Raw genomic sequence first — 24894 nt, 5'->3', positions numbered from 1 at the left:
CGTTACGACTTTTTACAACTTTGATCTTCAGGTTCAACGCGAACTTACATGGCTTTCCAATAATCGGCACAACCGCGCCGGACGCGGTCTTCGAAGCTTATTGGAGATAATAATAATGAACTGCCGTAAAGCTGATCTTTCCCCGCGCGATGACCTCCTGTCATCCGCTGCGCACCTCGCCCAGTCCTGAGAGGTGCCGTCATGAGCGAATCTATCGAACGTAAAGGCATACAGCTGACCCGAGCCTTGAAAAGCCGGCACATTTTCATGCTGTCGCTGGGCGGGGTCATCGGCACCGGGCTGTTCATGGGCTCGGGCGTCACCATCAACCAGGGCGGTCCGATGGGGGCGATTCTGGCTTACCTGGTGGCCGGCTTTCTGATGTACCTGGTGATGGTCTGCCTCGGCGAACTGTCGGTGCAGATGCCGGTGTCCGGCTCGTTCCAGACCCATGCCACGAAGTACATCGGGCCGGCCACCGGTTTCATGATTGGCTGGGTGTACTGGATGAGCTGGGCAACCACTGTCGGCCTGGAATTCACCGCGGCGGGCATGTTGATGGTGCGCTGGTTCCCGGACATCCCTATCTGGTATTGGTCGGCGTTGTTCGTGGTGGTGCTGTTCGGGCTGAACGCCCTGGCCACCCGCGCCTTCGGTGAAGCGGAATACTGGTTCTCCGGAATCAAGGTGGCGGCGATCCTCGGTTTTATCATCGTGGGTGTACTGGTGATTTTCGGCGCGATACCGCTGACCAGCGGCGCTCCGGCACCGATGATGAGCAACCTGATCGGCGACTCGCTGTTCCCCAATGGTCTGTCGGCGGTGTTCGCGGTGATGATGACCGTGGTCTACGCCTTCCAGGGCTGTGAAATCATGGGGGTTGCCGCTGGTGAAACCGACCAGCCGGAGAAGAGCATCCCCAAGGCCGTGCGCAACGTGGTGTTCCGGGTGCTGATCTTCTATGTGCTGGCCATCGTAGTGCTGTCGGCCATCGTCCCATGGCAGCAGGCCGGCTTGATGGAAAGCCCGTTTGTGCAAGTGTTCGACATGGTCGGCATTCCTTACGCCGCCGATCTGATGAACTTCGTGATCCTCACCGCAATTCTCTCGGTGGGTAACTCCGGCCTGTACGCCTCGACGCGGATCCTCTGGGCGATGTCGAAAACCGGCATGGCCCCGAAAAGCCTCTCGCCCTTGAGTTCTCGTGGCGTGCCGTTACGGGCACTGAGCATCACCCTGTGCTTTGCCCTGGTGTCGCTGCTGACCAGCTTCATTGCCGCCGACACCCTGTTCATGGTGCTGATGGCCGTCAGCGGCATGGCCGGTACCGTGACCTGGATCGTGATCGCCCTGGCGCAATACAAATTCCGTCGCGCCTACCTCAGGGAAGGCGGCAAACTCAGCGATCTGAAATACCGGGCACCCTGGTTCCCGTTCCTGCCGCTGCTGTGCATCGCCTTGTGCTGCTCGCTGTTCGTGTTCCTGGCGCTGGACGAAACGCAGCGTCCGTCGCTGTATTGGGGCTTTGGCTTTATCGCCATTTGCTACGGTGCTTACTTCATGACCAACCGTAAACGCCAGGCGGCATTGGCGCAGACCTTGCCGACGGTTTAAGCCAACAAGTGAAGAACTAAATGTGGGAGCGAGCAAGCTCGCTCCCACATTTTGATCTCCTCGACCTCAAGACCTCGCAAGCAGCCTCCGTAGTCAGTTGTTCAAAGATGTAACAACTTTTCCGACGGTTATTCGAAATCTCTAGTTATTTCCTTTTAAAACAATGAGTTATTTAGTTTTTAAGGCTGTTACAGGCCTCTCGGTCGCAGGATTGCCGCCTTACTGAACACTCGTTTAGTATTGGTGCCATGTCGGTCCCACCTCATGCCAAACACAACAATTCGAGGACTCGTATGACTACTCAATCTTCTCTGCTCAGCCAGGTCGAAGCGGGCGTTGCCTGGATCACCCTCAACCGTGTCGCGCAACGTAACGCGCTGGACATTCCGACGCTGAAAAGCCTTCACGCCTTGCTCGATCAATTCAATGCCGATCCGGCTGTACGGGTGATTGTGCTGACCGGAACCGGTCGCAGTTTCTGCGCTGGCGCCGACCTCGCCGAATGGGCCGAAGCCGAGGCTCGTGGTGCGCTGGAAAGCTACGGCTGGACAGAAACTGCCCACGCCCTGATGAGTCGCCTTTACAGCCTCGATAAACCGACCATCGCCGCGATCAACGGCACCGCCGTCGGCGCCGGGATGGATTTGACCCTGTGCTGTGATTTGCGCGTTACCGCGCAGTCCGCCCGGTTCAAGGCCGGTTACACCAGCATGGCCTACTCGCCGGACGCCGGTGCCAGCTGGCATCTGCCGCGTCTGATCGGCACCGAGCAGGCCAAGCGCCTGCTGTTCCTCGATGAACTCTGGAGTGCCGATCGCGCCTTGGCGGCCGGCCTGGTCAGTGAAGTCTGCGCCGATGAGCAACTGCTGGGCGTGGCTGGCGATCTGGCCGCGCGCCTGGCCAGCGGCCCGACCTTCGCCTTTGCCCAGACCAAGCAACTGATGCGTGAAGGTGCCCAGCGCAGCCTGCCGGAACAACTGAGCGCGGAACTCGCCGCCGGTTTGCTTTGTGGTCGCAGCGCAGACGGTGCCGAAGCCTTGCGCGCGGCGATGGAAAAGCGCCCGCCGGTCTTTCTTGGCCGATAAATGCGGCATCGCAGCCCACGAATAAAACGATTATCGAAGAACAGGTAGCGTTATGAATTTCCAGCTGACCCAAGAACAAGAAATGTTGGTGGATGCGGTTCGCAGTTTTGTCGCCAAGGAACTGCTGCCCCATGAAGAAGCGGTCGATCGCGCCGATGAAGTTTCCCCGGAACTCGCCGCACAGATTCGCGGCAAGGCGCTGGCGGCAGGCTTCTATGCGTTCAACATGCCGGAAGAAGTCGGCGGCGGCGGGCTCGACTACCTGTCCCAGGCGTTGATCGAACGCGAACTGTCCAAAGTGTCGTGGGCGCTGCATGTGTTCGTCGCGCGCCCGTCGAAAATCCTCATGGCCTGCACCGGCCAGCAGATCAAGGACTACCTGCTGCCGTGCATCCAGGGCGAAAAGATCGACTGCTTCGCCCTCACCGAACCGGGCGCCGGCTCCGACGCCAACGCGATCAAGACCCGCGCCGTGCGCGACGGTGACGATTTTGTGTTGAACGGCAGCAAGCACTTTATCAGCCATGCCGGGCACGCCGATTTCGCGATTGTCTTCGCCGTGACCGACACCTACCAACACAACGGTCGCCAGCGCAACGCCGTGACTTCGTTCCTGGTCGACCGGGGCACGCCGGGCATGACTATCCGCCGCGGGCCCAAGTGCGTCAGCAACCGCGGTTATCACACCTACGAAATGTTCTTCGACGACTGCCGCGTCCCGGTTTCCAAAGTACTCGGCGAAGTCGGCAAGGGCTGGGAAGTGGCCAATGCCTGGCTGACCGCCGGGCGGGTGATGGTTGCCGCCAACTGCGTCGGCCAGGCCCAGCGGGCGCTGGACGTTTCGCTGCAATGGGCGGCGGACCGCAAACAGTTCGGCCAACCCATCGGCACCTACCAAGGGGTGTCGTTCAAGCTGGCCGACATGGCCACGCAAATCCGCGCAGCCGAACTCTTGACCCTGCACACCGCCTGGAAAATGGATCAGGGCAGCATGACCGACGGCGAAGCCGGCATGGCCAAGCTGTTCGCCAGTGAAGTGCTCGGTCGCGTGGCCGACGAAGCGGTGCAGATTTTCGGCGGCATGGGCTTGATGGACGAGGGTCCGGTCGAGCGCATCTGGCGCAACGCCCGGATCGAACGGATCTGGGAAGGCACTTCGGAGATCCAGCGCCACATCATTTCCCGCGAGTTGCTGCGGCCACTGCTGCGCTGATCGGATCGGAGAAACGGATATGTCCCAACAGATTCGCGACAACCTCAAACGCCTGCTCGCGCCGCGCCACCTGGCATTCATCGGCGGCCGGAGCATGGCCCGTGCCCTCAAGCGCTGTGCCGAGGGCGGTTATCAAGGCCAGCTGTGGCTGGTCAACCCGCAGCACGACAGTCTCGAAGGCGTGCCCTGCGTGCGCAGTGTCGCAGAACTGCCATGTGGCCCGGACGCGGTGTTCATCGCTACCAACCGAGAGCTGACCTTGACCTGTGTCGCCGAACTGGCGGCCAAGGGCGCAGGCGGGGCGATTTGCTACGCCTCGGGTTTCGCCGAGACCGGCGCGCAAGGCCAGGCCATGCAAGACCAGTTGCTCAAGGCAGCCGGCGACATGGCCTTGCTCGGCCCCAACTGCTATGGCTTGCTCGATTACCTGCACAGTTCGGCACTGTGGCCGGTCGCCCATGGCGGCAAGACAGTGGAGAAGGGCGTCGCGGTGCTGACCCAGAGCGGCAATTTTGCCTACAACCTGTCCATGAGTGATCGCTCGTTGCCGGTGGCCTACATGGCTTCAGTCGGCAATCAGGCGCAGCTGGGCATCGCCGAGCTGATGGATGTGCTGCTCGACGAGCCGCGCGTCACCGCGATCGGCTTGCATCTGGAAGGCCTGAAAAACGTTCCAGGCTTTGCCCGCGCGGCACACAAAGCGCTGGAAAAAGGTATTCCGATCATCGCGCTGAAAACCGGGGTGTCGCAGATCGGCGCCGAATTGGCCCTCAGTCACACCAGCTCCCTGGCCGGTTCCGATGTGTTGTACGACAGCCTGTTCGAGCGCCTCGGAGTGATTCGCGTCAGTGGTCCGGTGAGTTTTGTCGAAACCCTGAAAGCCGCTGCCTGCGGCAACCTGCCGGCAGGCAACAGCCTGATCGCACTGGCCTGCTCCGGTGGCGATGCCGGGTTGATTGCCGACTATGCCGAACGCAATGACTTGAGCCTGCCCAAGCTCGATGACAGCCAGCGGGTCGAGCTGGATCAAGTGCTGCCGAGCTACGCCAATCTGGTCAACCCGCTGGATTTCACCACGGCGATCTGGGGTGACCGCGAAGCGCTGGACAAGATGCTCGACAGTGCCCTGCGCACCGACGCCGACGCCGCGGTGCTGGTGCTTGATTATCCCTCGGAGGCTACCGGTGAACGCAAGGAATGTGACCTGCTGCTGGAGCTGTATTGCGCGGCGTTGAGCCGTCACGGCAAGACCGGTTTTGTGACCTCGGCTTTTCCCGAGCTTTTGCCCGCCAGCGCCCGCGAGCGTCTGCATGCTTGTGGTGTGGCGGCATTGCAGGGCGTCGAGGATGGCTTGGCGGCGTGGGGTCGGATCGCCGGTTATCAGCGCAAGCGTCTGGCCCTGATTGCTCTCGGTGAGTCGGCGCTGGTGCCGCTTTGTCCGCAGGCGCTGGAAGGCGAGGGGCAACTGCTCGATGAATGGCAATCCAAACAGGCATTGCGCGCCTTCGGCCTGCCGATACCGCAAGGCGTGTTGAGCACTCCGGGCGAAGCGTTGAACGCAGCGAATTCTTTGGGTTATCCACTGGTGCTCAAGGCGGTCAGCGCCAAGCTGCCGCACAAGACCGAAGCCGGTGCCGTGGCACTGAACCTGCGCGATCCGCAGGCCTTGAGCGACGCCCTGGAACAGATGCGCGGACGAATTGCCGACTACGCACCGGGGGTGGCATTCGATCAGGTACTGCTGGAGCGCATGGCAACCCCGCCCCTGGCCGAATTGATCGTGGGTATCAAGCGCGAAACCGGGTTCGGCCTGGCGCTGGTTATCGGTGCCGGCGGGATTCTGGTGGAACTGCTCAAGGACAGCCGCAGCCTGTTGTTGCCAACCACTGACGGGGCCATTCGCAACGCATTGTCGAGTCTGCGCAGCGCCGCGTTGCTGCAAGGGTTTCGGGGTCGCGACGCGGCGGATCTGGATGCGCTGGTGGCGGCGATCCGTGCCGTGGCGGACTACGCCTGTGAGAACGCCGGGCAGTTGCTCGAACTCGATGTGAACCCATTGTTGGTCGGTGCCCAAGGCACCACTGCGGTCGACGCGTTGATACGCCTCGGCCAAGCTTGAGGATCTGAGCATGCAAAGCAAAACCTTGACCGGCGGCCAGACCCTGGTGCGCCTGTTGGCCAATTACGGCGTCGACACCGTGTTCGGCATTCCCGGCGTGCATACCCTGGAGCTGTATCGCGGCTTGCCCGGCAGTGGCATTCGCCATGTATTGACCCGGCACGAGCAAGGGGCCGGTTTCATGGCCGACGGCTATGCGCGGGTCAGCGGTAAGCCGGGGGTGTGCTTCATCATCACCGGGCCCGGCGTGACCAATGCCGCGACCGCGATCGGCCAGGCCTACGCCGACTCGATCCCGATGCTGGTGATTTCCAGCGTCAACCACACGGCCAGTCTCGGCAAAGGCTGGGGCTGCCTGCACGAAACCCAGGATCAGCGCGCCATGACCGCGCCGATCACCGCGTTCTCGGCGGTGGCCTTGAGTGCCGAGGATTTGCCAGGGCTGATAGCCCGCGCTTACGCGGTGTTCGACAGCGAGCGTCCGCGCCCGGTGCATATTTCGGTGCCGCTGGATGTGCTGGCGGCGCCCGTTACGCGTGACTGGAGCAATGAGGTGGTGCGCCGTTCGGGACGCGGCGTACCGGCCGCCGAGGCGCTGGATCAGGCGGTGGCAAAACTGCAGGCGGCCCGCCGGCCGATGATCATCGCCGGTGGCGGCGCGCTGAATGCCGCCCAAGCGCTCGAGGCTTTGAGCACACGGCTGGCCGCGCCGTTTTTCAGCAGCGTCGCCGGCAAGGGTTTGTTGCCGCCGGATGCGCCGCTGAATGCCGGGTCGACCCTGTGTGTGGAGCCTGGCTGGGAGCTGATCGCCCAGGCCGATGTGGTGCTCGCGGTCGGTACCGAAATGGCCGACACCGATTACTGGCGCGAACGTCTGCCGCTGAATGCCGAGCTGCTGCGGGTGGATATCGACTCGCGCAAGTTCAATGATTTCTACCCGTGCGCGGTGGCCTTGCAGGGCGATGCGCAGCAAACCGTCACTGCCTTGCTGGAGCGTCTGCCGGAATCCACACGCGATGCGAGTGCTGCCATTCAAGCAGTCGACGCTTTGCGTAAAGCGGTCAAGGCCGGCCACGGCACCTTGCAGTCGATCCATCAGGCGATCCTCGACCGGGTCTCGGCCGAATTGCCGGACAACGCCTTTATCAGCAGCGACATGACCCAACTGGCCTACACCGGCAACTACGCCTTCAACAGTCATGCGCCGCGCAGTTGGTTGCACCCGACCGGTTACGGCACCTTGGGTTATGGCTTGCCAGCGGGTATCGGAGCCAAGTTCGGCGCACCGAACCGGCCCGGGCTGGTGCTGGTCGGTGATGGCGGCTTTCTCTATACCGCGCAAGAACTGGCGACTGCAGTGGAAGAGCTGGACAGCCCACTGGTGGTCCTGCTGTGGAACAACGATGCCTTGGGGCAGATCCGCGACGACATGCTCGGTCTCGACATCGAGCCGATTGGCGTGCTGCCGCGTAACCCGGATTTCGCCGCATTGGGTCGGGCCTTTGGTTGCACCGTTACCCAACCCCAGAGCCTGGACGAACTACAAACCGACCTGCGTGCCGGATTCAGCCGAAACGGCGTGACCCTGATCGAACTCAAGCACGCCTGTGCGCTGGTCGGTTAAACCTCCAACAAGGAACAAACCCTCATGCGTTTTTCCGATCTGACCCAACGAATCGCCGGTGACGGTGCCGCCGCCTGGGAAATTCATTACCGCGCCCTGGCGCTTCAGGAACAAGGCCAGGACATTTTGCTGCTGTCGGTGGGCGACCCGGATTTCGATACTCCGGTGCCGATCGTGCAAGCAGCCATCGATAGCCTGCTGGCGGCCAATACCCATTATGCCGAAGTGCGCGGCAAGCGTGCCTTGCGTGAAAGCATTGCCAAACGCCATCGGCAACGCAGCGGCCAACCGGTCGATGCCGATCAGGTGGTGGTGCTGGCCGGCGCGCAATGTGCGTTGTTCAGTGTCGCCCAGTGCGTGCTCAATCCCGGCGATGAAGTGATAGTCGCCGAGCCGATGTACGTCACCTATGAAGCGGTGTTCGGTGCCTGCGGCGCGGTGGTGATTCCGGTGCCGGTGCGCTCCGAGAACGGCTTTCGGGTGTTGCCTGAAGACGTCGCCGCACGCATTACCCCGCGCACTCGGGCGCTGGCGCTGAACAGCCCGCACAACCCGTCCGGCGCCAGCTTGCCGCGCAACACCTGGCAGGCGCTGGCCGAGTTGTGCATTGCCCATGACCTGTGGCTGATTTCCGACGAGGTCTACAGCGAGCTGTTGTTCGAAGGCGAACACATCAGCCCGGCCAGTCTGCCGGGCATGGCCGAGCGCACCGCGACCCTCAACAGCCTGTCGAAATCCCACGCCATGACCGGCTGGCGCGTCGGCTGGGTGGTCGCGCCACCGTCGCTCGCCGGGCATCTGGAAAACCTCGCGCTGTGCATGCTCTACGGCTCCCCGGATTTTATTCAGGATGCTGCGGTGGTCGCGCTGGAGACCCAGCTGCCGGAACTCGAAGCCATGCGCCAGGCCTATCGCCAACGTCGGGACCTTGTCTGCGAATGCCTGGCCGACTGCCCTGGCGTGCGTGCGCTGAAGCCCGATGGCGGGATGTTCGTGATGGTCGACATCCGCGAAACCGGGCTCAGCGCCCAGGCCTTCGCCGACCGCCTGCTGGATCGACACGGCGTCTCGGTGCTGGCCGGTGAAGCGTTCGGCCCGAGTGCCGCCGGGCATATTCGCCTGGGGTTGGTACTGGGCACTGAACCCCTGCGCGATGCCTGCCAGCGGATTGCCCGCTGCGCCAATGAATTGATGGAGATACAGGTCGATGCGTAATTACCGCGGGCTGTTTATTGATGGCGCCTGGCGGAGGCCTTACGGTCAGGGCCTGGCCGAGGTGATCAATCCGGCAACGGAGCAGGTCGCGGGCTCAGTGCCGTTGGGCGACGAACATGACGTTGAACGCGCCGTGGCCGCGGCCCGACGGGCCTTCGGTGCATGGTCGCGAACTTCGTCCAGCGTGCGTGCGGCTTATATCCGCGGCTTGGTCGAGCAGTTGCGAGCGCGGGCGGACGAGATGGCGGCGGTGATCACCGCCGAACTCGGCATGCCGGTGCAATGGTGCCGCTCGGTGCAGGTCGAGGGGCCAATCGCCGGGTTGGAACAATACATCGAAATCGCCTCGCTGATGGATGAGGTGCGCGAGGTCGGCAACTCCCTGGTGGTTCGCGAGCCGGTGGGGGTCTGCGCCTTCATCAATCCATGGAATTACCCGCTGCACCAGTTGATCGGCAAACTCGCGCCGGCGTTGGCGGCCGGCTGCACAGTGGTGGTCAAGCCGAGTCAGGAAACCCCGCTGCATGCCTTCCTGCTGGCGGAAATGATCGAGGCCATCGGGCTGCCGGCCGGGGTGTTCAACCTGGTCAGCGGGCCCGGTTCCAAGGTCGGTGAAGCCTTGGCCAGACACCCGGATGTCGACATGGTGTCGTTCACTGGCTCCACCGGCGCCGGCGTTCGTGTGGCGCAGGCGGCAGCGCCTTCGGTCAAGCGGGTCTGCCTGGAACTGGGCGGCAAGTCGCCGTTGCTGATCGGCGAAGATGCCGATCTGGCCGCGGCGGTGCGCTACGGCGTGCAAGACGTGATGATCAACTCCGGGCAGACCTGCACCGCCTTGACCCGCATGCTGCTGCCCGCCAGCCGCTATGCCGAGGCGCTGGAGCTGGCCCTGGCAGAGACCCAAAGCCTGCGCATGGGCGATCCGCTCGACCCGCAGAGTTTCCTCGGTCCGATGTGCTCGGCAGCGCAGCGCTGGACCGTGCGCGAGTACATTCAAGTCGGTCAGCAAGAGGGCGCGCGGCTGCTGTGTGGTGGTGAAACGGCCGACGAGTTCGAGCGCGGTTTTTACCTCAAGCCAACGCTGTTTGCCGACGTCGACAATCGGATGCGTATTGCCCAGGAAGAAATCTTCGGCCCGGTGCTGTGCCTGATTCCCTATGCGGATGAAGCCCAGGCCATAAAAATCGCCAATGACTCGCCGTTCGGTCTGTCCAGCGGCGTATGGGCCGGTAGCACTGAGCGCGGACTCGGGCTGGCGCGGCAGATGCGCGCCGGGCAGTGCTTTATCAACGGCGCGGCGTTCAATTATCAGGCGCCGTTTGGTGGTTACAAACAGTCAGGCAATGGTCGCGAGTGGGGTGAAGAAGGGCTGGCCGAGTTTGTCGAAGTGAAGGCGATGCAGCTGTGATATCGCCATGATCGCGCGCGGGCCGCAGGCCTTCATGGCGTTGTACCTGGCCACCTTGCTGCTGCAGGTGGCGGCGGGGCTGCTCAATTCCTGGGTCGCCTTGCGCATGGTGGCGCTGGGCAATAGCGGCCTGGTGATTGGCTCGCTGATGGCGGTGAATGCGTTCGGGCTGGTGGTCGGTGGGCTTAGCGGCTACTGGCTGGTGGCCCGCCTGGGTCATGTGCGGGCCTTTGCCTTATGCGGCGCGCTGGCGATCGCGGCAAGCCTGGGCCATGACTTCAGCAGCTGGTTGCCGCTCTGGTTGCTGCTGCGGTTTCTGGTCGGGCTGGCGCTGATGACCATGTACATCGTGCTGGAAAGCTGGCTCAACGAACAGGCACCCAATGGGCAGCGGGGCAGGGTGCTGGCCTGGTACATGACCGCCTCCTTCCTCGGACTGATCGGTGGTCAGCTGGGTCTGAGCCTGGATGGCGCGGCCAGTCGGGCGTTGCTCGACCTGGTGGTGATCTGCTTCGCCTTGTGTCTGGTGCCCGTCAGTTTTACCCAGCGCCTGCCGCCGGCCAGCGTTACGCCAAAGGCCCGGCTGCGACCGCTGGGGTTTGTGCGGCGGATTCCCCAGGCGCTGTTGACGATCCTGCTGACCGGGCTGCTTTCCGGTGCCTTCCATGGCCTGGCGCCGGTTTACGCCAGTCAGCAGGGGCTGGATCCGGGGTCGGTCGGGCTGTTTATGGCGACCTGCCTGGCGGCCGGATTGTTGGCGCAGTTCCCGTTGGGGCTGTTGTCCGACCGCTTTCCCCGGCCGCGACTGATTCGCCTGTTTGCGCTGATTCTGGCGTTGAGTTGCTTGCCGTTGCTGTGGACCCCGGTCAGCCTGCCGTTGTTGCTGGGCTGTGGTTTTGCGATCGGGCTGGTGCAGTTTTCGCTGTACCCGCTGGCGCTGGGGCTGGCCAATGACCGGGTTGAAAGCCATGAACGGGTGTCGCTGGCGGCGACCATGCTGGTGGCTTTCGGCTTGGGCTCCAGTATCGGGCCGTTGTTTGCCGGGGCGGCGATGGAGTTGTTCGGCGGGCGGGCACTGTATGGCTTTTGTGCGCTGTGCGCGGTGTTGCTCGGTTGGCTGGTGCGCGAGGCCCGGACGCAATCCTGTGTTGAAACAGTGATCCCGTAGGAGCTGCCGCAGGCTGCGATCTTTTGATCCTGGCGATTGTGCTGTCCGCCGAAAAGATCGCAGGCTTCGCCAGCTCCTACGCCGACCGCATGCCCCCGCAATATCGTGGATGTCCGCCATTCCCCCGTAGGAGCTGCCGCAGGCTGCGATCTTTTGATCCTGGCGATTGTGCTGTCCGCCAAAAAGATCGCAGGCTTCGCCAGCTCCTACGCCGACCGCATGCACCTGCAATGTCGTGGGTGTCCGCCATTCCCCCGTGGCTGCGATCTTTTGATCCTGGCGATTGTGCTGTTCGCCGAAAAGATCGCAGGCTTCGCCAGCGCCTACGCCGACCGCATGCACCTGCAATGTCGTGGGTGTCCGCCATTCCCCCGTGGCTGCGATCTTTTGATCCTGGCGATTGTGCTGTCCGCCGAAAAGATCGCAGGCTTCGCCAGCTCCTACGCCGACCGCATGCCCCCGCAATATCGTGGATGTCCGCCATTCCCCCGTGGCTGCGATCTTTTGATCCTGGCAATTGTGCTGTTCGCCGAAAAGATCGCAGGCTTCGCCAGCGCCTACAAGGGCCAATATCAGGCTCTATCGCGGTTTTCCAGCGGGGTATCGAAGGCCACGAACAACTGGTCGGCGGTGATGTTTCCCAGGTCCAGACGCATGTTGTTTTCCAGCATGGCGAAGAGGCGGGTGAACACTTCGAACACCTTGCAATGGTCTTCCATGCCGGAGAACGGGTTGTCGATTTTCTCGGCAATCAGCGAGCTTTCCTGCACCGCGTCATAGACCTCGCGCAAGGTGATTTCATTCGCGGGTCTGGCCAGGGTCAGCCCGCCTTTGGCACCGCGCCAGGACTTGAGAATGTCGGCCTTGACCATCTGCGAAACCAGGTTGCGCACCCGTGTCGGATGGGTCTTTACCCACTTGGCAATGGTTTCGGTGCGCAGCTTTTGCGGTGCGTTGGCAGCAACGAACGACAGGATGTAAGAAGCGGTGATCAATCGGGTCGACTGGCTCATGAGGCGAAAGGCTCCCTGTAAAAACCGGATTATTCCATCGATGAAAAATACCCGTCAGGGCGTGGAAATTACGTTGTGAAGTCGTTAATGTATTTGTTACGGTAACAATTATGAATACTAGCAGCTTCGGTAGGACCTTCGAATCATTTTCTCTGCAACTGATCAGGGGCAATGCAATGAGCGATAACAAAAACAAGATTACTCAAGCAATTCATGACTGCAATCTTCCTCGTCGGGATTTTCTCAAAGGCAGCGCCGCCGCCGGCCTGGTGGCCGCTGCGTTTTCCATGGGCCTGCCGTTCGGGGCCTTTGCCCAGCAAGCTTCGCCCAAGCCGGGCGGTGTGCTGCGCCTTGGCCTGGCGGGTGGCAGCACCACCGACTCGCTGGACCCGGGTTCCTGGAGCGATACGTTCACCTTCGTCGGCTTCTCGGCGGTGTACAACACCCTGAGCGAAATTGCCGTGGATGGCACGGCGATTCCCGAACTCGCCGAGAGCTGGGAGTCGTCGCCGGATGCGCGGATCTGGACCTTCAAACTGCGCCAGGGCGTGACCTTCCACAACGGCAAGAGCCTGACCGTCGAAGACGTCGTCGCGTCGATCAATCACCACCTGGGCGAGAAATCCACCTCGGCGGCCAAGACCGTCCTCGGGGATGTCGCCCAGGTGCGCGCACAGGGCGCCGATGCGGTGGTCTTCGAGCTGCATTCGGGTAACGCCGACTTCTCCTATGTGGTGGCCGATTACCATTTGGTGATCATGCCGAGCAAGGACGGTGTGGCCGATTGGCGAGCGGGGGTCGGCACCGGCGGTTATCGCCTCAAGGCGTTCGATCCAGGGGTGCGCATGGCACTGGAACGCAGCCCCGATTACTGGAAACCGGGCCGGGCGCATTTCGCCAGCGCCGAGTTGATCGGCATTGCCGACGGCGCGGCGCGGATCAATGCGCTGGTCACCGGGCAGGTCGATGTGATCAACAAGGTCGACCTGAAAACCGTGGCGCTGCTCAAGCGCAATCCGAACATGGTGATCGAAGAAACCAAGGGCGCGCAGCACTACACCTTCCCGATGCTGTGCGACAGCCAGGACTTCAAGAACAACGATATCCGCCTGGCGATGAAGCACGCCATCAACCGTGAAACCCTGTTGGCCTCGGTGCTGCACGGCTATGGCGTGGTCGGTAACGATCATCCGATCCAGCCCGGCAGCCGCTTCATCAATACCGCGCTGGAGCAGCGCAGCTATGACCCGGACAAGTCGCGTTTCCATCTGCGCAAGGCCGGCGTCGAGTCGCTCAAGGTCCGCCTGCAAGCGTCCGACGCTGCTTATACCGGCGCGGTGGACGCCTCGGTCTTGTTCAAGGAGCAGGCGCGGCAGGCCGGGATCGATATCGATGTGGTGCGCGAACCGGCGGACGGCTTCTTCTCCAACGTCTGGATGAAGCAACCCTTCACCACCTCGTTCTGGTACAGCAGCCTGACCGCCGACCGCATGTTCAGCATCGGTTATGCCAAAGGCGCTGCCTGGAACGAAACCCACTGGGACAACGGGCGCTTCAACCAGTTGCTGAATGCCGCCCGGGGCGAGATGAACGATCCGCTGCGCCGCGAGATGTACAACGAAATGCAGGCGCTGTGCCGTGACGATGGCGGGGCGATTGTGCCGTTGTTCGCCAGCTCCGTGGCCGCCCGTTCGAAGCGCGTCAGTCATGGCGAGCTCACCGCGCCTTACGGCGAACTGGATGGCTTGCGGGTCATCGAGCGCTGGTGGCAAGCCTGAGCATCTGATCGTTGATCGCCGACCTGCGCGCAGGTCGGCGATCCCTGCGCCATCTCGGAGGATCCTGCGGTGAATAGTATTTTCAAGCTGCTGTTGCAGCGTCTGGCCTTGGGCCTGTTGTCGCTGTTTGCGGTGTCGGTGATTATTTTTCTGGCGGTCGGCATGCTGCCGGGCGATATCGCCCAGGCCATGCTCGGCCAGTCGGCGACGGCCGAAACGGTAGCGGCCTTCCGTGCCCAATTGGGGCTGGATCTGCCACCGTTTACCCGCTTTGTGCAGTGGATCTGGCAGCTGCTGCAAGGTGACCTTGGGGTCTCGCTGGCCAACCAGCGGCCGATCGCCGAGCTGATCGGCGCGCGGTTGGGCAACACGCTCAGTCTGGCAGCATTGGCAGCGTTGGTGTCGGTGCCGTTGGCGCTGGTATTGGGGATGCTCGCGGCCTTGTATCGCAACAGCTGGTTCGACCGCCTGCTCAATACCTCGGCACTGAGTGCGGTGTCGTTCCCGGAATTCTTCGTTGCCTATCTGCTGATTCTGCTGTTTGCGGTGAAGCTCGACTGGTTCCCGAGCATTTCCAATCTGGCGCCGGATGCGTCCTTCGGCACGGTGCTGGAACGCTCGGTGCTGCCAGTAGCGACCCTGAGCCTGGTGGTGATCGCGCAGATGATGCGCATGACCCGCGCGTCCTTGATTAACCTGCTGGCCAGTCCCTATATCGAAATGGCCCGGCTCAAGGGGATCAGCCAGTCGCGGATCATCTTCCGGCATGCCTTGCCCAACGCGTTGGCGCCGATTGTCAACGTGGTGGCGCTGAACCTCGCGTACCTGGTGGTCGGCGTGGTGGTGGTCGAAGTGGTGTTTGTCTACCCGGGCCTTGGTCAGTTGCTGGTGGACTCGGTGGCCAAACGCGACATTCCGGTGGTCCAGGCCTGCAGCCTGATCTTTGCCGCGACCTACATCCTGCTCAATACCACGGCCGATGTGCTGTCCATCGCCAGCAACCCACGCCTGATGCATCCGAAGGGGTAGAACATGAGCCTGCTCAAAGAACTGGCCCGGGCACCGCGGAGTGCGAAGTTCGGGATTCTGGTCATCGTTGTTTACATTCTGGTGGCGCTGTTCGCCCCGGTACTGGCGCCCTATGGCGAAACCGAAGTGGTCGGCGAGGGTTTTGCCCCCTGGAGCGGGCAGTTCCTGCTGGGCACCGATAACCTCGGTCGCGACATGTTCAGCCGGCTGGTATACGGCGCCCGCAACACCCTGGGTATCGCCTTTCTCACCACTGTGCTGGCGTTTCTGCTCGGTGGCTTGAGTGGCTTGATCGCAGCGATCAAGGGCGGTTGGGTCGATCAAGGCTTGTCGCGAGTAGTCGACATTCTGATGGCCATTCCGCAACTGATCTTCGCCTTGCTGATTCTCAGTGTGGTGGGCACCACGGCCACCTCCCTGGTGCTGGTGATTGCGCTGCTGGATGCCACCCGGGTGTTTCGTCTGTCACGGGCGGTGGCGATGAACGTGGTGGTTCAGGACTTCGTCGAGGCGGCGCGGCTGCGGGGCGAGGGCTTGTGGTGGCTGGTGACCCGTGAAGTGTTGCCCAACGCCGCGGCGCCATTGATTGCCGAATTCGGCCTGCGTTTCTGTTTCGTCTTTCTGTTTATCAGTGCGTTGTCATTTCTCGGTCTGGGCATTCAACCGCCGACTGCCGACTGGGGCAGCATGGTCCGTGACAACGCGGTGCTGATCACCTTCGGCGACATCAGCCCGCTGCTACCGGCTCTGGCGGTGGCGTTGATTACGGTAAGCGTCAACTTCGTCGTCGACTGGATGTTGCACAAATCCAGCGGCCTCAAGGAGTGCTGAACATGCAAAAACCATCGCGCAACAACGACCAGCCGCTGCTGGAAATCCGCGACCTGCATATCGAAGGTCATTACGAAGACGCCTGGCATCCGCTGATCAAAGGCATCGACCTGACGCTGCAACGCGGCGAGGTGCTGGGCCTGATCGGCGAGTCGGGTGCCGGCAAATCGACCCTGGGCCTGGCAGCCATGGGCTATGCTCGCGACGGCTGCAAAATTACTGGCGGCTCGGTGCGCTTCGACGGTATGGAACTGCTGCAGGCCAAGCCCGAAACCCTGCGCAAACTGCGTGGCCTGCGCATTGCCTATGTGGCGCAAAGTGCCGCGGCATCGTTCAACCCGGCGCATCGGCTGATCGATCAGCACGTGGAAACGGCGGTCAACAATGGTGGCATCAGTCGTGCTCAGGCCGAAGCAGAGGCGGTGGAGCTGTATCGCGTGCTGCGCCTGCCGAATCCCGAGCAGATCGGCCAGCGTTATCCACACCAGGTGTCGGGCGGGCAACTGCAACGGGTCATGACCGCCATGGCCATGGCTTGCCATCCGGACCTGATCATCTTCGACGAACCCACCACGGCCCTCGACGTCACCACCCAGATCGAAGTGCTGGCGGCGATTCGCGACGCGGTGGCGCAATTCGGCAGTGCGGCGATCTATATCAGCCATGACCTGGCCGTCGTCGCGCAAATGGCCGACCGCATCATGGTCCTGCGCCACGGCAAGCTGGTGGAGGAAGCCGAGACCCGCCAAATGCTCCGCGACCCGCAGGAGGACTACACCAAGTCACTGTGGGCAGTGCGCAGTTTTCGCACCGAACCCAAGCCATGCCCGCAACAGGAAGTGCCATTGCTGGAACTGCGCCAGGCCTGCGCCAGCTACGGTCATCAGCCGGTGCTGCACGATGTCTCGCTGAGCCTGTATCGCGGCCAGACCCTGGCTGTGATCGGCGAGTCCGGCAGCGGCAAGAGCTCTACTGCGCGGTTGATTACCGGCCTGCTGCCGCCGACTTCCGGTCAGGTGCTGTATGGCGGCGAACCCCTGCCGGCGGACTTCCGTCAGCGCCGCAAGGAGCAGTTGCGACGAGTCCAGATGATCTACCAGATCCCGGACACCGCCTTGAATCCTCGTCAGCGGATTGTCGACATCATCGGTCGACCGCTGACGTTTTACCTCGGTCTGAAGGGCAAGGCCCTGCGTGCGCGGGTCGCCGAGTTGCTGGAAATGATCGAGCTGGATCCGGCGACGTTCATGGAGCGTCAGCCCCGTGAGTTGTCCGGCGGGCAAAAGCAGCGCATCTGCATTGCCCGGGCGCTGGCGGCCGATCCGCAGTTGATCATTTGCGACGAAGTGACCTCGGCACTCGATCAGCTGGTGGCCGAAGGCGTTCTGAAGTTACTCAATCGTATTCAGCAGCAGCTCGGTGTCGCTTATCTGTTCATTACCCACGATGTCGCCACCGTGCGAGCGATTGCCGATGAAGTGGTGGTGATGCAGCGCGGGAGGGTGGTCGACCACGGCTCCCGCAGTGCGATTTTCACTCCGCCGCACCAGGACTATACCGGCCTGCTGTTTTCCTCCGAACCGGAGATGGACCCGGACTGGCTGGATCACCTGCTCGCGCAGCGCGCCGGCCAACCAGCGCCTTCCAAGCTTGAAATTGTCTAAGGAATTGCCATGAAAGTACTGATCGTCCACGCCCATCCCGAGCCAAACTCTTTCACCGCCGCCCTGCGCGATCAAGCGGTAGAAACCTTGAAGGCCCAGGGGCATGAAGTGCAGGTCAGTGACCTGTATGCGATGAACTGGAATCCGGTGGCCAGCGCCGAGGACTTCTCCTCACGGGACAATCCGGACTATCTGGTCTATGCCCTGGAGCAGCGTCTGGGCGTTAAAAGCCAGTCGCTGGCGGCGGACATCCAGCAAGAACTGGACAAGCTGCTGTGGGCCGACCTGCTGATCCTCAACTTCCCGATCTTCTGGTTCTCGGCGCCGGCGATACTCAAGGGCTGGATCGACCGGGTACTGGTATCGGGGGTCTGCTACGGCGGCAAACGCTTCTACGATCAGGGCGGGCTCAGCGGCAAGCAGGCGCTGGTGACAGTGACCCTGGGCGGCCGCGAACACATGTTCGGCGACGGCGCGATTCATGGCCCGCTGGAAGACATGCTGCGCCCGATCCTGCGCGGCACGCTGGCCTACGTCGGTTTCGAGGTCCTGGAACCGTTCGTGGCCTGGCATGTGCCCTACATCAGCGACGAGGCGCGCAAGGACTTCCTGCAGAGCTATCGGCAGCGCCTGGAAAACATCTCCGATGAGCAGCCCATCGAGTTCCCGCGCCTGTCGCAGTTCGATGAGGCGCTTTATCCACTGGTCGAGAAGGCTTGAGCGGTCACCAGGATGAAGAAAATGCTGCGAGCCCCAGGTTTGCAGCAAACTTTCGGGTGGTAAGCTGGCCTGCGCACCAGGAACAGCGAGCAATCCATTGAGCACGAAAATCATCACGAAGGAGGGCCACGAGGCCCTGAAGAAGGAGCTGGATTACCTTTGGCGAGAGAAACGCCCCGACACCACCCGCAAGGTCACCTGGGCGGCTTCCCTGGGCGATCGAAGCGAGAACGCCGACTATCAGTACAACAAGAAACTGCTCAGGGAGATCGACCGCCGCGTCCGTTACATCCGCAAGCGCCTGGAAGACATGCGCGTGGTGGAGTACTCACCCGAGCAGGAGGGGCGGGTGTTCTTTGGCGCCTGGGTCGAGATTGAAAACGAAGCCGGTGAAACCAAGCGGTTTCGCATAGTCGGCTACGACGAGATTTATGAGCGCATGGATTACATCTCCATCGATTCGCCCATGGCTCGCGCATTGCTGAAGAAAGAGGTCGGGGACGACTTCGTGGTGCCGACACCCCATGGCGACATGGAGTGGTGGGTGAACAAAATCGAATACATCAAATAGATTGCCGCTCGGGCCGGTGCTCAGGGAGCCCGGCCCGAACAGTCAACCCTCGCGCAGGACGGTCAGCGGGCTGGCGTTCAAGGCCCGTCGCGTGCCGAACACCCCTGCACCGCCCACCAGCAGCGCACCGATCAGCGGCAACAGCAGCAACCACGGATGCGGGTGCCAGGGCAGATCGAACGCAAAGCGATAAAGCACCAGGCTCACCAGCTCCGAACCGAGGGCTGCCAGCAGGCCGCTGACCGCACCCAGCAGACCGAACTCGATACGCCGTGCCTTGACCAGCAGTTGCCGCTCCGCGCCCAGGGCCCGCAGCAGGGCGCCTTGGCGAATGCGTTCATCCAGGGTCGCCTGCAAGCCGGAAAACAGCACCGCCATCCCCGCCGCGAGCACGAACAGCAGCACATATTCCACGGCCAGGGTGACCTGGGCGAGGATGCTGCGCAGCTGCGCGAGCAAGGCCTCGACCTGAAGAATGGTCACCGCCGGGAACGCCCGCGACAGGTCGATGATCTGTTGGTCGTGTCCGGCCGCCAGATAGAAGCTGGTCAGGTAGGTCGCAGGCAGGTCCTTCAAGGTCCCCGGCTGAAAGATCATGAAGAAGTTGGGCTGGAAGTTGTCCCAGTTGACCGTGCGCAGACTGCTGACCACGGCTTCGCGATTGACCCCGCCAACGGTGAAGATCATGTGATCGCCGAGTTTCAGCTTGAGGCTTTCGGCCACTTGGGCTTCGACCGAAACCCCCGGTATCTCGCCCGAAGGCTGTTGCGACCACCAGGCGCCTTCGGTGATGGCGTTGCCCGCTGGCAGCTCGGCCGCCCAGGTCAGGCTCAGGTCGCGCTGAATGGCGCGGTCGCCGCTGGATTCCTTGCTGACGATTTGCTGCACCGGTTCGCCATTGATGCTGATCAGCCGCCCTGGCACCACGGGATAAAGCGGCGCCGAGTTGGCGGACAGCTCTACCAATCGGGTGGTGAAGGCTTCTTTATCGGCCGGCAGGATATTCAGCGCGAAATAGTTGGGGGCGTTTTTCGGCAACTGGTTCTGCCAGGTGTCCAGCAGCTCGCCGCGTAGCAGGGCGATCAAGCCCATCGACAGTAGAATCAGACCGAATGCCAAGGATTGACCGGCTGCCGCCAGCGGATGGCGCAGCAACTGGCCCAGCCCCAGGCGCCACGGCAGCGGCGCGCCCGCGAGCAATCGGCGCAGGCTTTGCAACAACAGCAGCAACAGGCCGCCGAGCAGCAGCGCGGCAACGACCCCGCCGCCGAGCAGGGCGAAAGTCAGCAGCAGGTCCAGGCTCAGCCGCCACATGATCAGCGCCAGCGCCGCCAATGCCGCGCCATAGACCATCCAGGTGCTCGAGGGGATAGGCAGTAAGTCCCGGCGCAATACCCGCAATGGTGGTACACGCCCCAAGGCGGCCAATGGCGGCAGGGCAAACCCGGCCAGGGCCACCAGTCCGGTGCCGATCCCGGCGAATGCCGGCAGCAGCCCGCCGGGCGGGACATCGTTCGGCAACAGGTCATGCAGCAGGTAGAACAAACCGTGCTGTGCCAGCCAGCCGAGCAGGGCACCGCAGAGGCTGGCCAGCAGCCCGAGCACGGTCAACTGCACACTGAACAACAGCATGGTTTCCCGGCGCGACAATCCCAGGCAGCGCAGCAGGGCGCTGGCGTCGAAGCGTCGGGTAGCGAAGCGCGTGGCCGACAGCGCGACCGCCACGCCTGCGAGTAACACCGCCACCAGGCTGGCCATGTTCAAGTAACGTTCGGCCTTGCCCAGGGCTCCGCCGATTTGCCGATTGCCGTCGCGGGCGTCCTGCAATCGCTGGTTGGCGGCCAGGCCGGGCTCGATCGATTTGCGATAGGACTCCAGCTCGGGTGCCGCGCCGCGCCAGAGTTCTCGGTAGCTGACCCGACTTCCGGGTTGCACCACGCCAGTGGCCTGGAGGTCGGCCAGATTGATCAGCACCCTCGGCGTCAGGCTGTAGAAGTTGCCGGCGCGATCCGGTTCGTAGGTCAGCACCCGGGTCAGGCGCAGGGTTTTCACGCCGACATCAATGCTGTCACCGATCTTCAGATTCAGCGCCGGCAACAGCCGGGCCTCGGCCCAGGCTTCACCGGGTTTCGGGCCGCCGCCGACTGCTTCCGGAGCGTAGGGGGCATCGGCACTTTTGAGCTCGCCGCGTAGCGGGTAGGCGTCGTCGGCGGCTTTGACACTGGAAAGCTGGATGCCGTTATCCGTGGCGATGACGCTGGAGAACTCGACCACCTTGGCATGTTCCAGGCCCAGCTCGATGCCGCGTTGTATCTGTTCCGGCCGCGCTGGCGAGCTGCCTTCGAGCAGCAGGTCGGCGCCGAGAAACTCGGTCGCGCGCAACAGCATGGCGCCGTTCAGGCGAGCGCCGAAATAGCCGATGGCGGTACTCGCCGCCACCGCGACCAGCAAGGCGAAGAACAGCACCCGCAGTTCGCCGGCGCGGGCATCGCGCAGCAATTGGCGGATGGCGAGGCTGAACAGACGCAACAGCGGCAAACGTGCCATCAAGGCTCCAGTGGGACGACCAGCAGGCCGGCTTCAAGGCGAATCAGGCGCCGGCAGCGATGGGCCAGGCGTTCATCGTGAGTCACCAGCACCAGGGTCGTGCCGCTTTCTTTGTTGAGGTCGAAGAGCAAGTCGCTGATGCGCTCGCCTGTGTGGCTGTCGAGGTTGCCGGTCGGTTCATCGGCAAACAGCACGGTAGGTTGCGCGGCAAACGCACGGGCAATCGCCACCCGTTGCTGTTCACCACCGGAGAGCTGGCGTGGCGAGTGGCTCAGGCGTTGCCCCAGGCCAACCCGTTCAAGCAGCTCGCTGGCGCGCTCGCGAGCGTCCGTGCGGCCATCCAGTTCCATTGGCAGCATGACGTTTTCCAGGGCATTGAGGCTGTCTAGCAGCTGGAAGGACTGGAACACAAAGCCGACATGCTCGGCCCTGATCCGCGCACGCTGATCTTCGTCGAGGGTGCTCAGGGCGCGACCGGCAAGCACCACTTCGCCGCTGCTGGGCAGGTCGAGACCGGCCAGCAGGCCGAGCAGCGTGGATTTACCGGAACCGGAGGCGCCGACGATGGCCAGGCTGTCACCCTGGTTCAGTTCCAGGCTTAGTTCGTGCAGGATGGTCAGTTCACCTTCCGCGCTGGGAACCACTTTGCTAAGGTTGCGCGCTGTGAGAATGCTTGCGCCCATGGAGAGTCCGATGCGTGTGTGGTTTTTGAGTGCTGGCCTGGCCTTGATGTGCATGGCCCAGAACGCAGCGGCGGGTACTGTCCTGATCGTTGGCGATAGTATCAGCGCGGCTTTCGGCCTGGATACCCGCTTGGGCTGGGTATCCCTGCTCGAGCAGAGGCTCAGGAGCGAAGGTTTCACCGATAAAGTGGTCAATGCCTCCATCAGCGGTGACACCAGTGCCGGTGGCCAGGCGCGCCTGCCGGCGCTGCTTGCAGAGCATAAGCCGCAGTTGGTTATCCTCGAGCTGGGTGGCAATGATGGCCTGCGTGGTCAGCTGCCAACGCAATTGCAACAAAATCTTGCGTCGATGATCGACAGCTCCCGGGCCAGCGGCGCCAAAGTGCTGCTGCTCGGCATGCAGTTGCCGCCTAATTATGGCGAGCGTTACACCCAGGCTTTTGCCGAGGTCTACCGCAAGCTGGCCGAAGAGAAAAACATCCCGCTGGTACCGTTCTTTCTCGAGGGTGTGGGCGGCAATCCCGAGCTGATGCAGGCCGATGGCATTCACCCGGCGGCGGGGGCTCAGGGCAAGTTGCTGGAAAATGTCTGGCCGACGCTAAAACCGCTGCTTTGACACTTTTCTACAGGCAATCTTTCGGCTAAGGTGGCGCCCCGATTTGGAGCCCCCGATGCCGCGTCCTGCCTGGTCCCTGTTTGCCTACCAACTGATCGAGCCTGATGAGCAGCTGGATCTGTTCGCCTGCCAGGAAGTCCGGGTGCATCTGGTGACGCGTCAACTGGAACTGGGCGGCTCGGCCGACCGTACGCTGTGCGGCACCTTGTTGCCGGCCCAGCCGCGCTGGTCGGCCGTCGACCGCACGGTTTTCCAGGACCAGCGCCTGTGTTCGCTGTGTCGGGCGATCCTCGAGTCGCAGAAGCGCGGCACTTCGCCGATCTGGCCAGAATTGCGTTTCGAGCTGTAACCAGGCGCTTACAAAGCGCAGCCTGCACCGACTGTGCGCAACCCGGACCTCGTCGCCTCGGCTCCCGAAGCGGCGGTTGGCGGTGTACAATCTTTCTTTTACCCGTTGATCATGCGAAGGATTTTCCGGATGTTGCCGCGTTTTCCTGCCGTCACCCGCTGCCTGTCTCTTGCCGCACTGTGTGTTGCCGGCCCCGTTGCAGCCCTGGAGCTGCCTTTACCGCCACCGGGCGAAGATATCGTCGGTCAGGTGCAAGTGATCAAGGCCAAGTACGAAGATACCTTCGCCGATCTGGGCACGACCTACGATCTGGGCTATCTGGAAATGGTTGCGGCCAACCCGGGTGTCGATCCATGGTTGCCGGGCGCGGGCACCGAAGTGGTGCTGCCGACGCGCTTCATCCTGCCGTCGGGCCCGCGTGAAGGCATCGTGATCAACCTGGCTGAATACCGCCTGTACTACTACCCCAAAGGCCGGGACGTGGTTTACACCTTTCCGCTGGGCATCGGTCGTGAGGGCTGGGGCTCGCCGATTGCTCACACCAGTATCGTCGCGAAAACCCCGAACCCGACCTGGACCCCTCCGGCCTCGATCAAGGCCGAGCACCTTGCCGATGGCGATCCGTTGCCAAACGTCGTGCCGGCCGGCCCGGACAATCCCCTGGGGCCGTTCAAGTTCACCCTGGGCACTCCGGGTTACCTGATCCACGGTTCGAACAAGAAGTTCGGCATCGGCATGCGTACCAGCCATGGCTGCTTCCGCATGTTCAACAATAACGTGCTGGAAATGGCTAGCATGGTGCCAGTAGGCACTTCGGTGCGCATCGTCAGCGATCCGTACAAATTCGGTATCAGTGGTGGAAAGGTTTACCTGGAAGCGCATACGCCGCTGGATGACAGCGGCAATCCGTCGGTCGTCGACAAGCACACGGCGGTGATCAATGCCTTGCTCAAGCGCGAAGACCTGGCCAATAACGTGCGCATGAACTGGGATGTGGTGCGTGATGTTGTGGCCGCTGAAGACGGTCTTCCAGTAGAGATTGCCGTACCTGGCGCTGCGCCCATGGTCACCAGCGCGCCGATCGATCTGCAATACTAACGGCTTGAAAACAGCCCGCCGCAGCTTCACAGCTACGGCGGGTTTTTTATTGTCGGCAGAAATGCCGGGCAATAAAAAAGCCGACCCAAGAATGGATCGGCTTGATAACAATCCCGAGGGACTATTACTTGCGGCTAGCTTTTTCCAGCATGCGCAGAGCACGCTCGTTAGCTTCGTCAGCAGTCTGTTGTGCTTTTTGAGCAGCAGCCAGAGCTTCATCAGCTTTACGATAGGCTTCGTCTGCACGGGCCTGGGAGCGAGCTGCTGCGTCTTCAGTAGCAGTCAGACGTGCTTCGGTTTCTTTGGAGACGCTGCTGCAACCGGTAGCCAGAACTGCGGCCAGAGCCAGAGCAGAGAATTTCAGAACGTTGTTCATCGTGTTCCCCTTCAAGGACTTTCTATTAATAGCTATCTCCTCAGAGTGAGGAAATAGCCGGCGTACATACTACCCATTACTTGTAGTAAGTAAACTGAGTTGAAGCAAGAAGCAGTAAAAATTCTAAGCCCTGATTCTTTTTCGAGCAACTATTCATGAAGCTGTATAAAAAT

General features: G+C 62.2%; 21 protein-coding genes. 17 read left to right on the top strand and 4 right to left on the bottom strand.

Features of this window, described 5'->3' with window-relative positions; translation table 11 throughout:
- Positions 1 to 201 precede the first annotated feature (201 nt).
- From AC3IUA_RS22815 to AC3IUA_RS22780, 8 genes are all read left to right on the top strand, one after another.
- The gene (locus AC3IUA_RS22815; RefSeq protein WP_489357142.1) at positions 202 to 1614 is read left to right on the top strand and encodes an amino acid permease; all 1413 of its coding nucleotides are present in this window, start codon (positions 202 to 204) and stop codon (positions 1612 to 1614) included.
- A gap of 293 nt (positions 1615 to 1907) precedes the next feature.
- Complete coding sequence (locus tag AC3IUA_RS22810; RefSeq protein ID WP_489357141.1) at positions 1908 to 2699, top strand: enoyl-CoA hydratase/isomerase family protein; 792 nt, start codon at positions 1908 to 1910, stop codon at positions 2697 to 2699.
- 52 nt (positions 2700 to 2751) lie between these two features.
- On the top strand, positions 2752 to 3912 hold the full coding sequence (locus AC3IUA_RS22805) for an acyl-CoA dehydrogenase family protein (protein ID WP_489357140.1): 1161 nt from the start codon (positions 2752 to 2754) through the stop codon (positions 3910 to 3912).
- Between the two features lie 19 nt (positions 3913 to 3931).
- Entirely contained in the window at positions 3932 to 6031 is a 2100-nt protein-coding gene (locus tag AC3IUA_RS22800; protein ID WP_489357139.1) for an acetate--CoA ligase family protein, read from the top strand.
- A gap of 10 nt (positions 6032 to 6041) precedes the next feature.
- On the top strand, positions 6042 to 7655 hold the full coding sequence (locus AC3IUA_RS22795; RefSeq protein ID WP_489357138.1) for a 5-guanidino-2-oxopentanoate decarboxylase: 1614 nt from the start codon (positions 6042 to 6044) through the stop codon (positions 7653 to 7655).
- Between the two features lie 24 nt (positions 7656 to 7679).
- Positions 7680 to 8870, top strand: coding sequence for a pyridoxal phosphate-dependent aminotransferase (locus AC3IUA_RS22790; RefSeq protein WP_489357137.1), 1191 nt, complete (start codon positions 7680 to 7682; stop codon positions 8868 to 8870).
- The gene (locus AC3IUA_RS22785; RefSeq protein ID WP_489357136.1) at positions 8863 to 10278 is read left to right on the top strand and encodes an aldehyde dehydrogenase family protein; all 1416 of its coding nucleotides are present in this window, start codon (positions 8863 to 8865) and stop codon (positions 10276 to 10278) included. Before AC3IUA_RS22790 ends, AC3IUA_RS22785 begins: the two co-directional genes overlap by 8 nt.
- Before the next feature lie 7 nt (positions 10279 to 10285).
- Positions 10286 to 11446: an MFS transporter gene (locus tag AC3IUA_RS22780; protein WP_489357135.1), complete on the top strand. Its 1161-nt coding sequence runs from the start codon at positions 10286 to 10288 to the stop codon at positions 11444 to 11446.
- 572 nt (positions 11447 to 12018) lie between these two features.
- Here AC3IUA_RS22780 and AC3IUA_RS22775 read toward each other — a convergent pair.
- Positions 12019 to 12459 carry an Rrf2 family transcriptional regulator gene (locus AC3IUA_RS22775; protein WP_458511861.1) on the bottom strand — a complete coding sequence of 147 codons (441 nt, stop codon included), beginning with the start codon at positions 12457 to 12459 and terminating at the stop codon, positions 12019 to 12021.
- A 176-nt stretch (positions 12460 to 12635) separates the two neighbouring features.
- Between AC3IUA_RS22775 and AC3IUA_RS22770 the strand changes: the two genes are divergently transcribed.
- From AC3IUA_RS22770 to greB, 6 genes are all read left to right on the top strand, one after another.
- Positions 12636 to 14237 (top strand): ABC transporter substrate-binding protein, encoded by a 1602-nt coding sequence (locus AC3IUA_RS22770; protein WP_489357134.1) that lies wholly within the window; start codon positions 12636 to 12638, stop codon positions 14235 to 14237.
- A gap of 69 nt (positions 14238 to 14306) precedes the next feature.
- Positions 14307 to 15266: an ABC transporter permease gene (locus tag AC3IUA_RS22765; protein ID WP_489357133.1), complete on the top strand. Its 960-nt coding sequence runs from the start codon at positions 14307 to 14309 to the stop codon at positions 15264 to 15266.
- A 3-nt stretch (positions 15267 to 15269) separates the two neighbouring features.
- Positions 15270 to 16097, top strand: coding sequence for an ABC transporter permease (locus AC3IUA_RS22760; RefSeq protein ID WP_489357132.1), 828 nt, complete (start codon positions 15270 to 15272; stop codon positions 16095 to 16097).
- A 2-nt stretch (positions 16098 to 16099) separates the two neighbouring features.
- The gene (locus tag AC3IUA_RS22755; RefSeq protein ID WP_489357131.1) at positions 16100 to 17761 is read left to right on the top strand and encodes an ABC transporter ATP-binding protein; all 1662 of its coding nucleotides are present in this window, start codon (positions 16100 to 16102) and stop codon (positions 17759 to 17761) included.
- A gap of 9 nt (positions 17762 to 17770) precedes the next feature.
- Entirely contained in the window at positions 17771 to 18481 is a 711-nt protein-coding gene (locus AC3IUA_RS22750) for an NAD(P)H-dependent oxidoreductase (RefSeq protein ID WP_489357130.1), read from the top strand.
- A gap of 97 nt (positions 18482 to 18578) precedes the next feature.
- On the top strand, positions 18579 to 19052 hold the full coding sequence (gene greB / locus AC3IUA_RS22745; protein ID WP_150806390.1) for a transcription elongation factor GreB: 474 nt from the start codon (positions 18579 to 18581) through the stop codon (positions 19050 to 19052).
- Between the two features lie 42 nt (positions 19053 to 19094).
- Here the strand turns inward: greB and AC3IUA_RS22740 are convergent, their stop codons facing one another.
- Positions 19095 to 21599 (bottom strand): ABC transporter permease, encoded by a 2505-nt coding sequence (locus AC3IUA_RS22740; RefSeq protein WP_489357129.1) that lies wholly within the window; start codon positions 21597 to 21599, stop codon positions 19095 to 19097.
- Positions 21599 to 22282 carry an ABC transporter ATP-binding protein gene (locus AC3IUA_RS22735; RefSeq protein WP_489357128.1) on the bottom strand — a complete coding sequence of 228 codons (684 nt, stop codon included), beginning with the start codon at positions 22280 to 22282 and terminating at the stop codon, positions 21599 to 21601. Before AC3IUA_RS22735 ends, AC3IUA_RS22740 begins: the two co-directional genes overlap by 1 nt.
- 10 nt (positions 22283 to 22292) lie before the next feature.
- Between AC3IUA_RS22735 and AC3IUA_RS22730 the strand changes: the two genes are divergently transcribed.
- The 3 genes from AC3IUA_RS22730 to AC3IUA_RS22720 all read left to right on the top strand — a co-directional run bounded on the left by AC3IUA_RS22730 (position 22293) and on the right by AC3IUA_RS22720 (position 24345).
- Positions 22293 to 22898 carry an arylesterase gene (locus AC3IUA_RS22730; RefSeq protein ID WP_489357127.1) on the top strand — a complete coding sequence of 202 codons (606 nt, stop codon included), beginning with the start codon at positions 22293 to 22295 and terminating at the stop codon, positions 22896 to 22898.
- Between the two features lie 55 nt (positions 22899 to 22953).
- A complete protein-coding gene (locus AC3IUA_RS22725) occupies positions 22954 to 23247 on the top strand; it encodes a hypothetical protein (RefSeq protein WP_489357126.1) in 294 nt (97 codons plus the stop codon).
- A gap of 129 nt (positions 23248 to 23376) precedes the next feature.
- Entirely contained in the window at positions 23377 to 24345 is a 969-nt protein-coding gene (locus AC3IUA_RS22720; RefSeq protein WP_489357125.1) for a L,D-transpeptidase family protein, read from the top strand.
- Between the two features lie 124 nt (positions 24346 to 24469).
- Here AC3IUA_RS22720 and oprI read toward each other — a convergent pair whose 3' ends face one another.
- Positions 24470 to 24721 carry an outer membrane lipoprotei OprI gene (gene oprI / locus AC3IUA_RS22715; RefSeq protein ID WP_003172710.1) on the bottom strand — a complete coding sequence of 84 codons (252 nt, stop codon included), beginning with the start codon at positions 24719 to 24721 and terminating at the stop codon, positions 24470 to 24472.
- Positions 24722 to 24894: the final 173 nt, after the last annotated feature.

It is taken from the genome of Pseudomonas sp. KH_050 (assembly GCF_057838875.1).
This window is presented reverse-complemented; position numbering and strand designations above follow the sequence as displayed.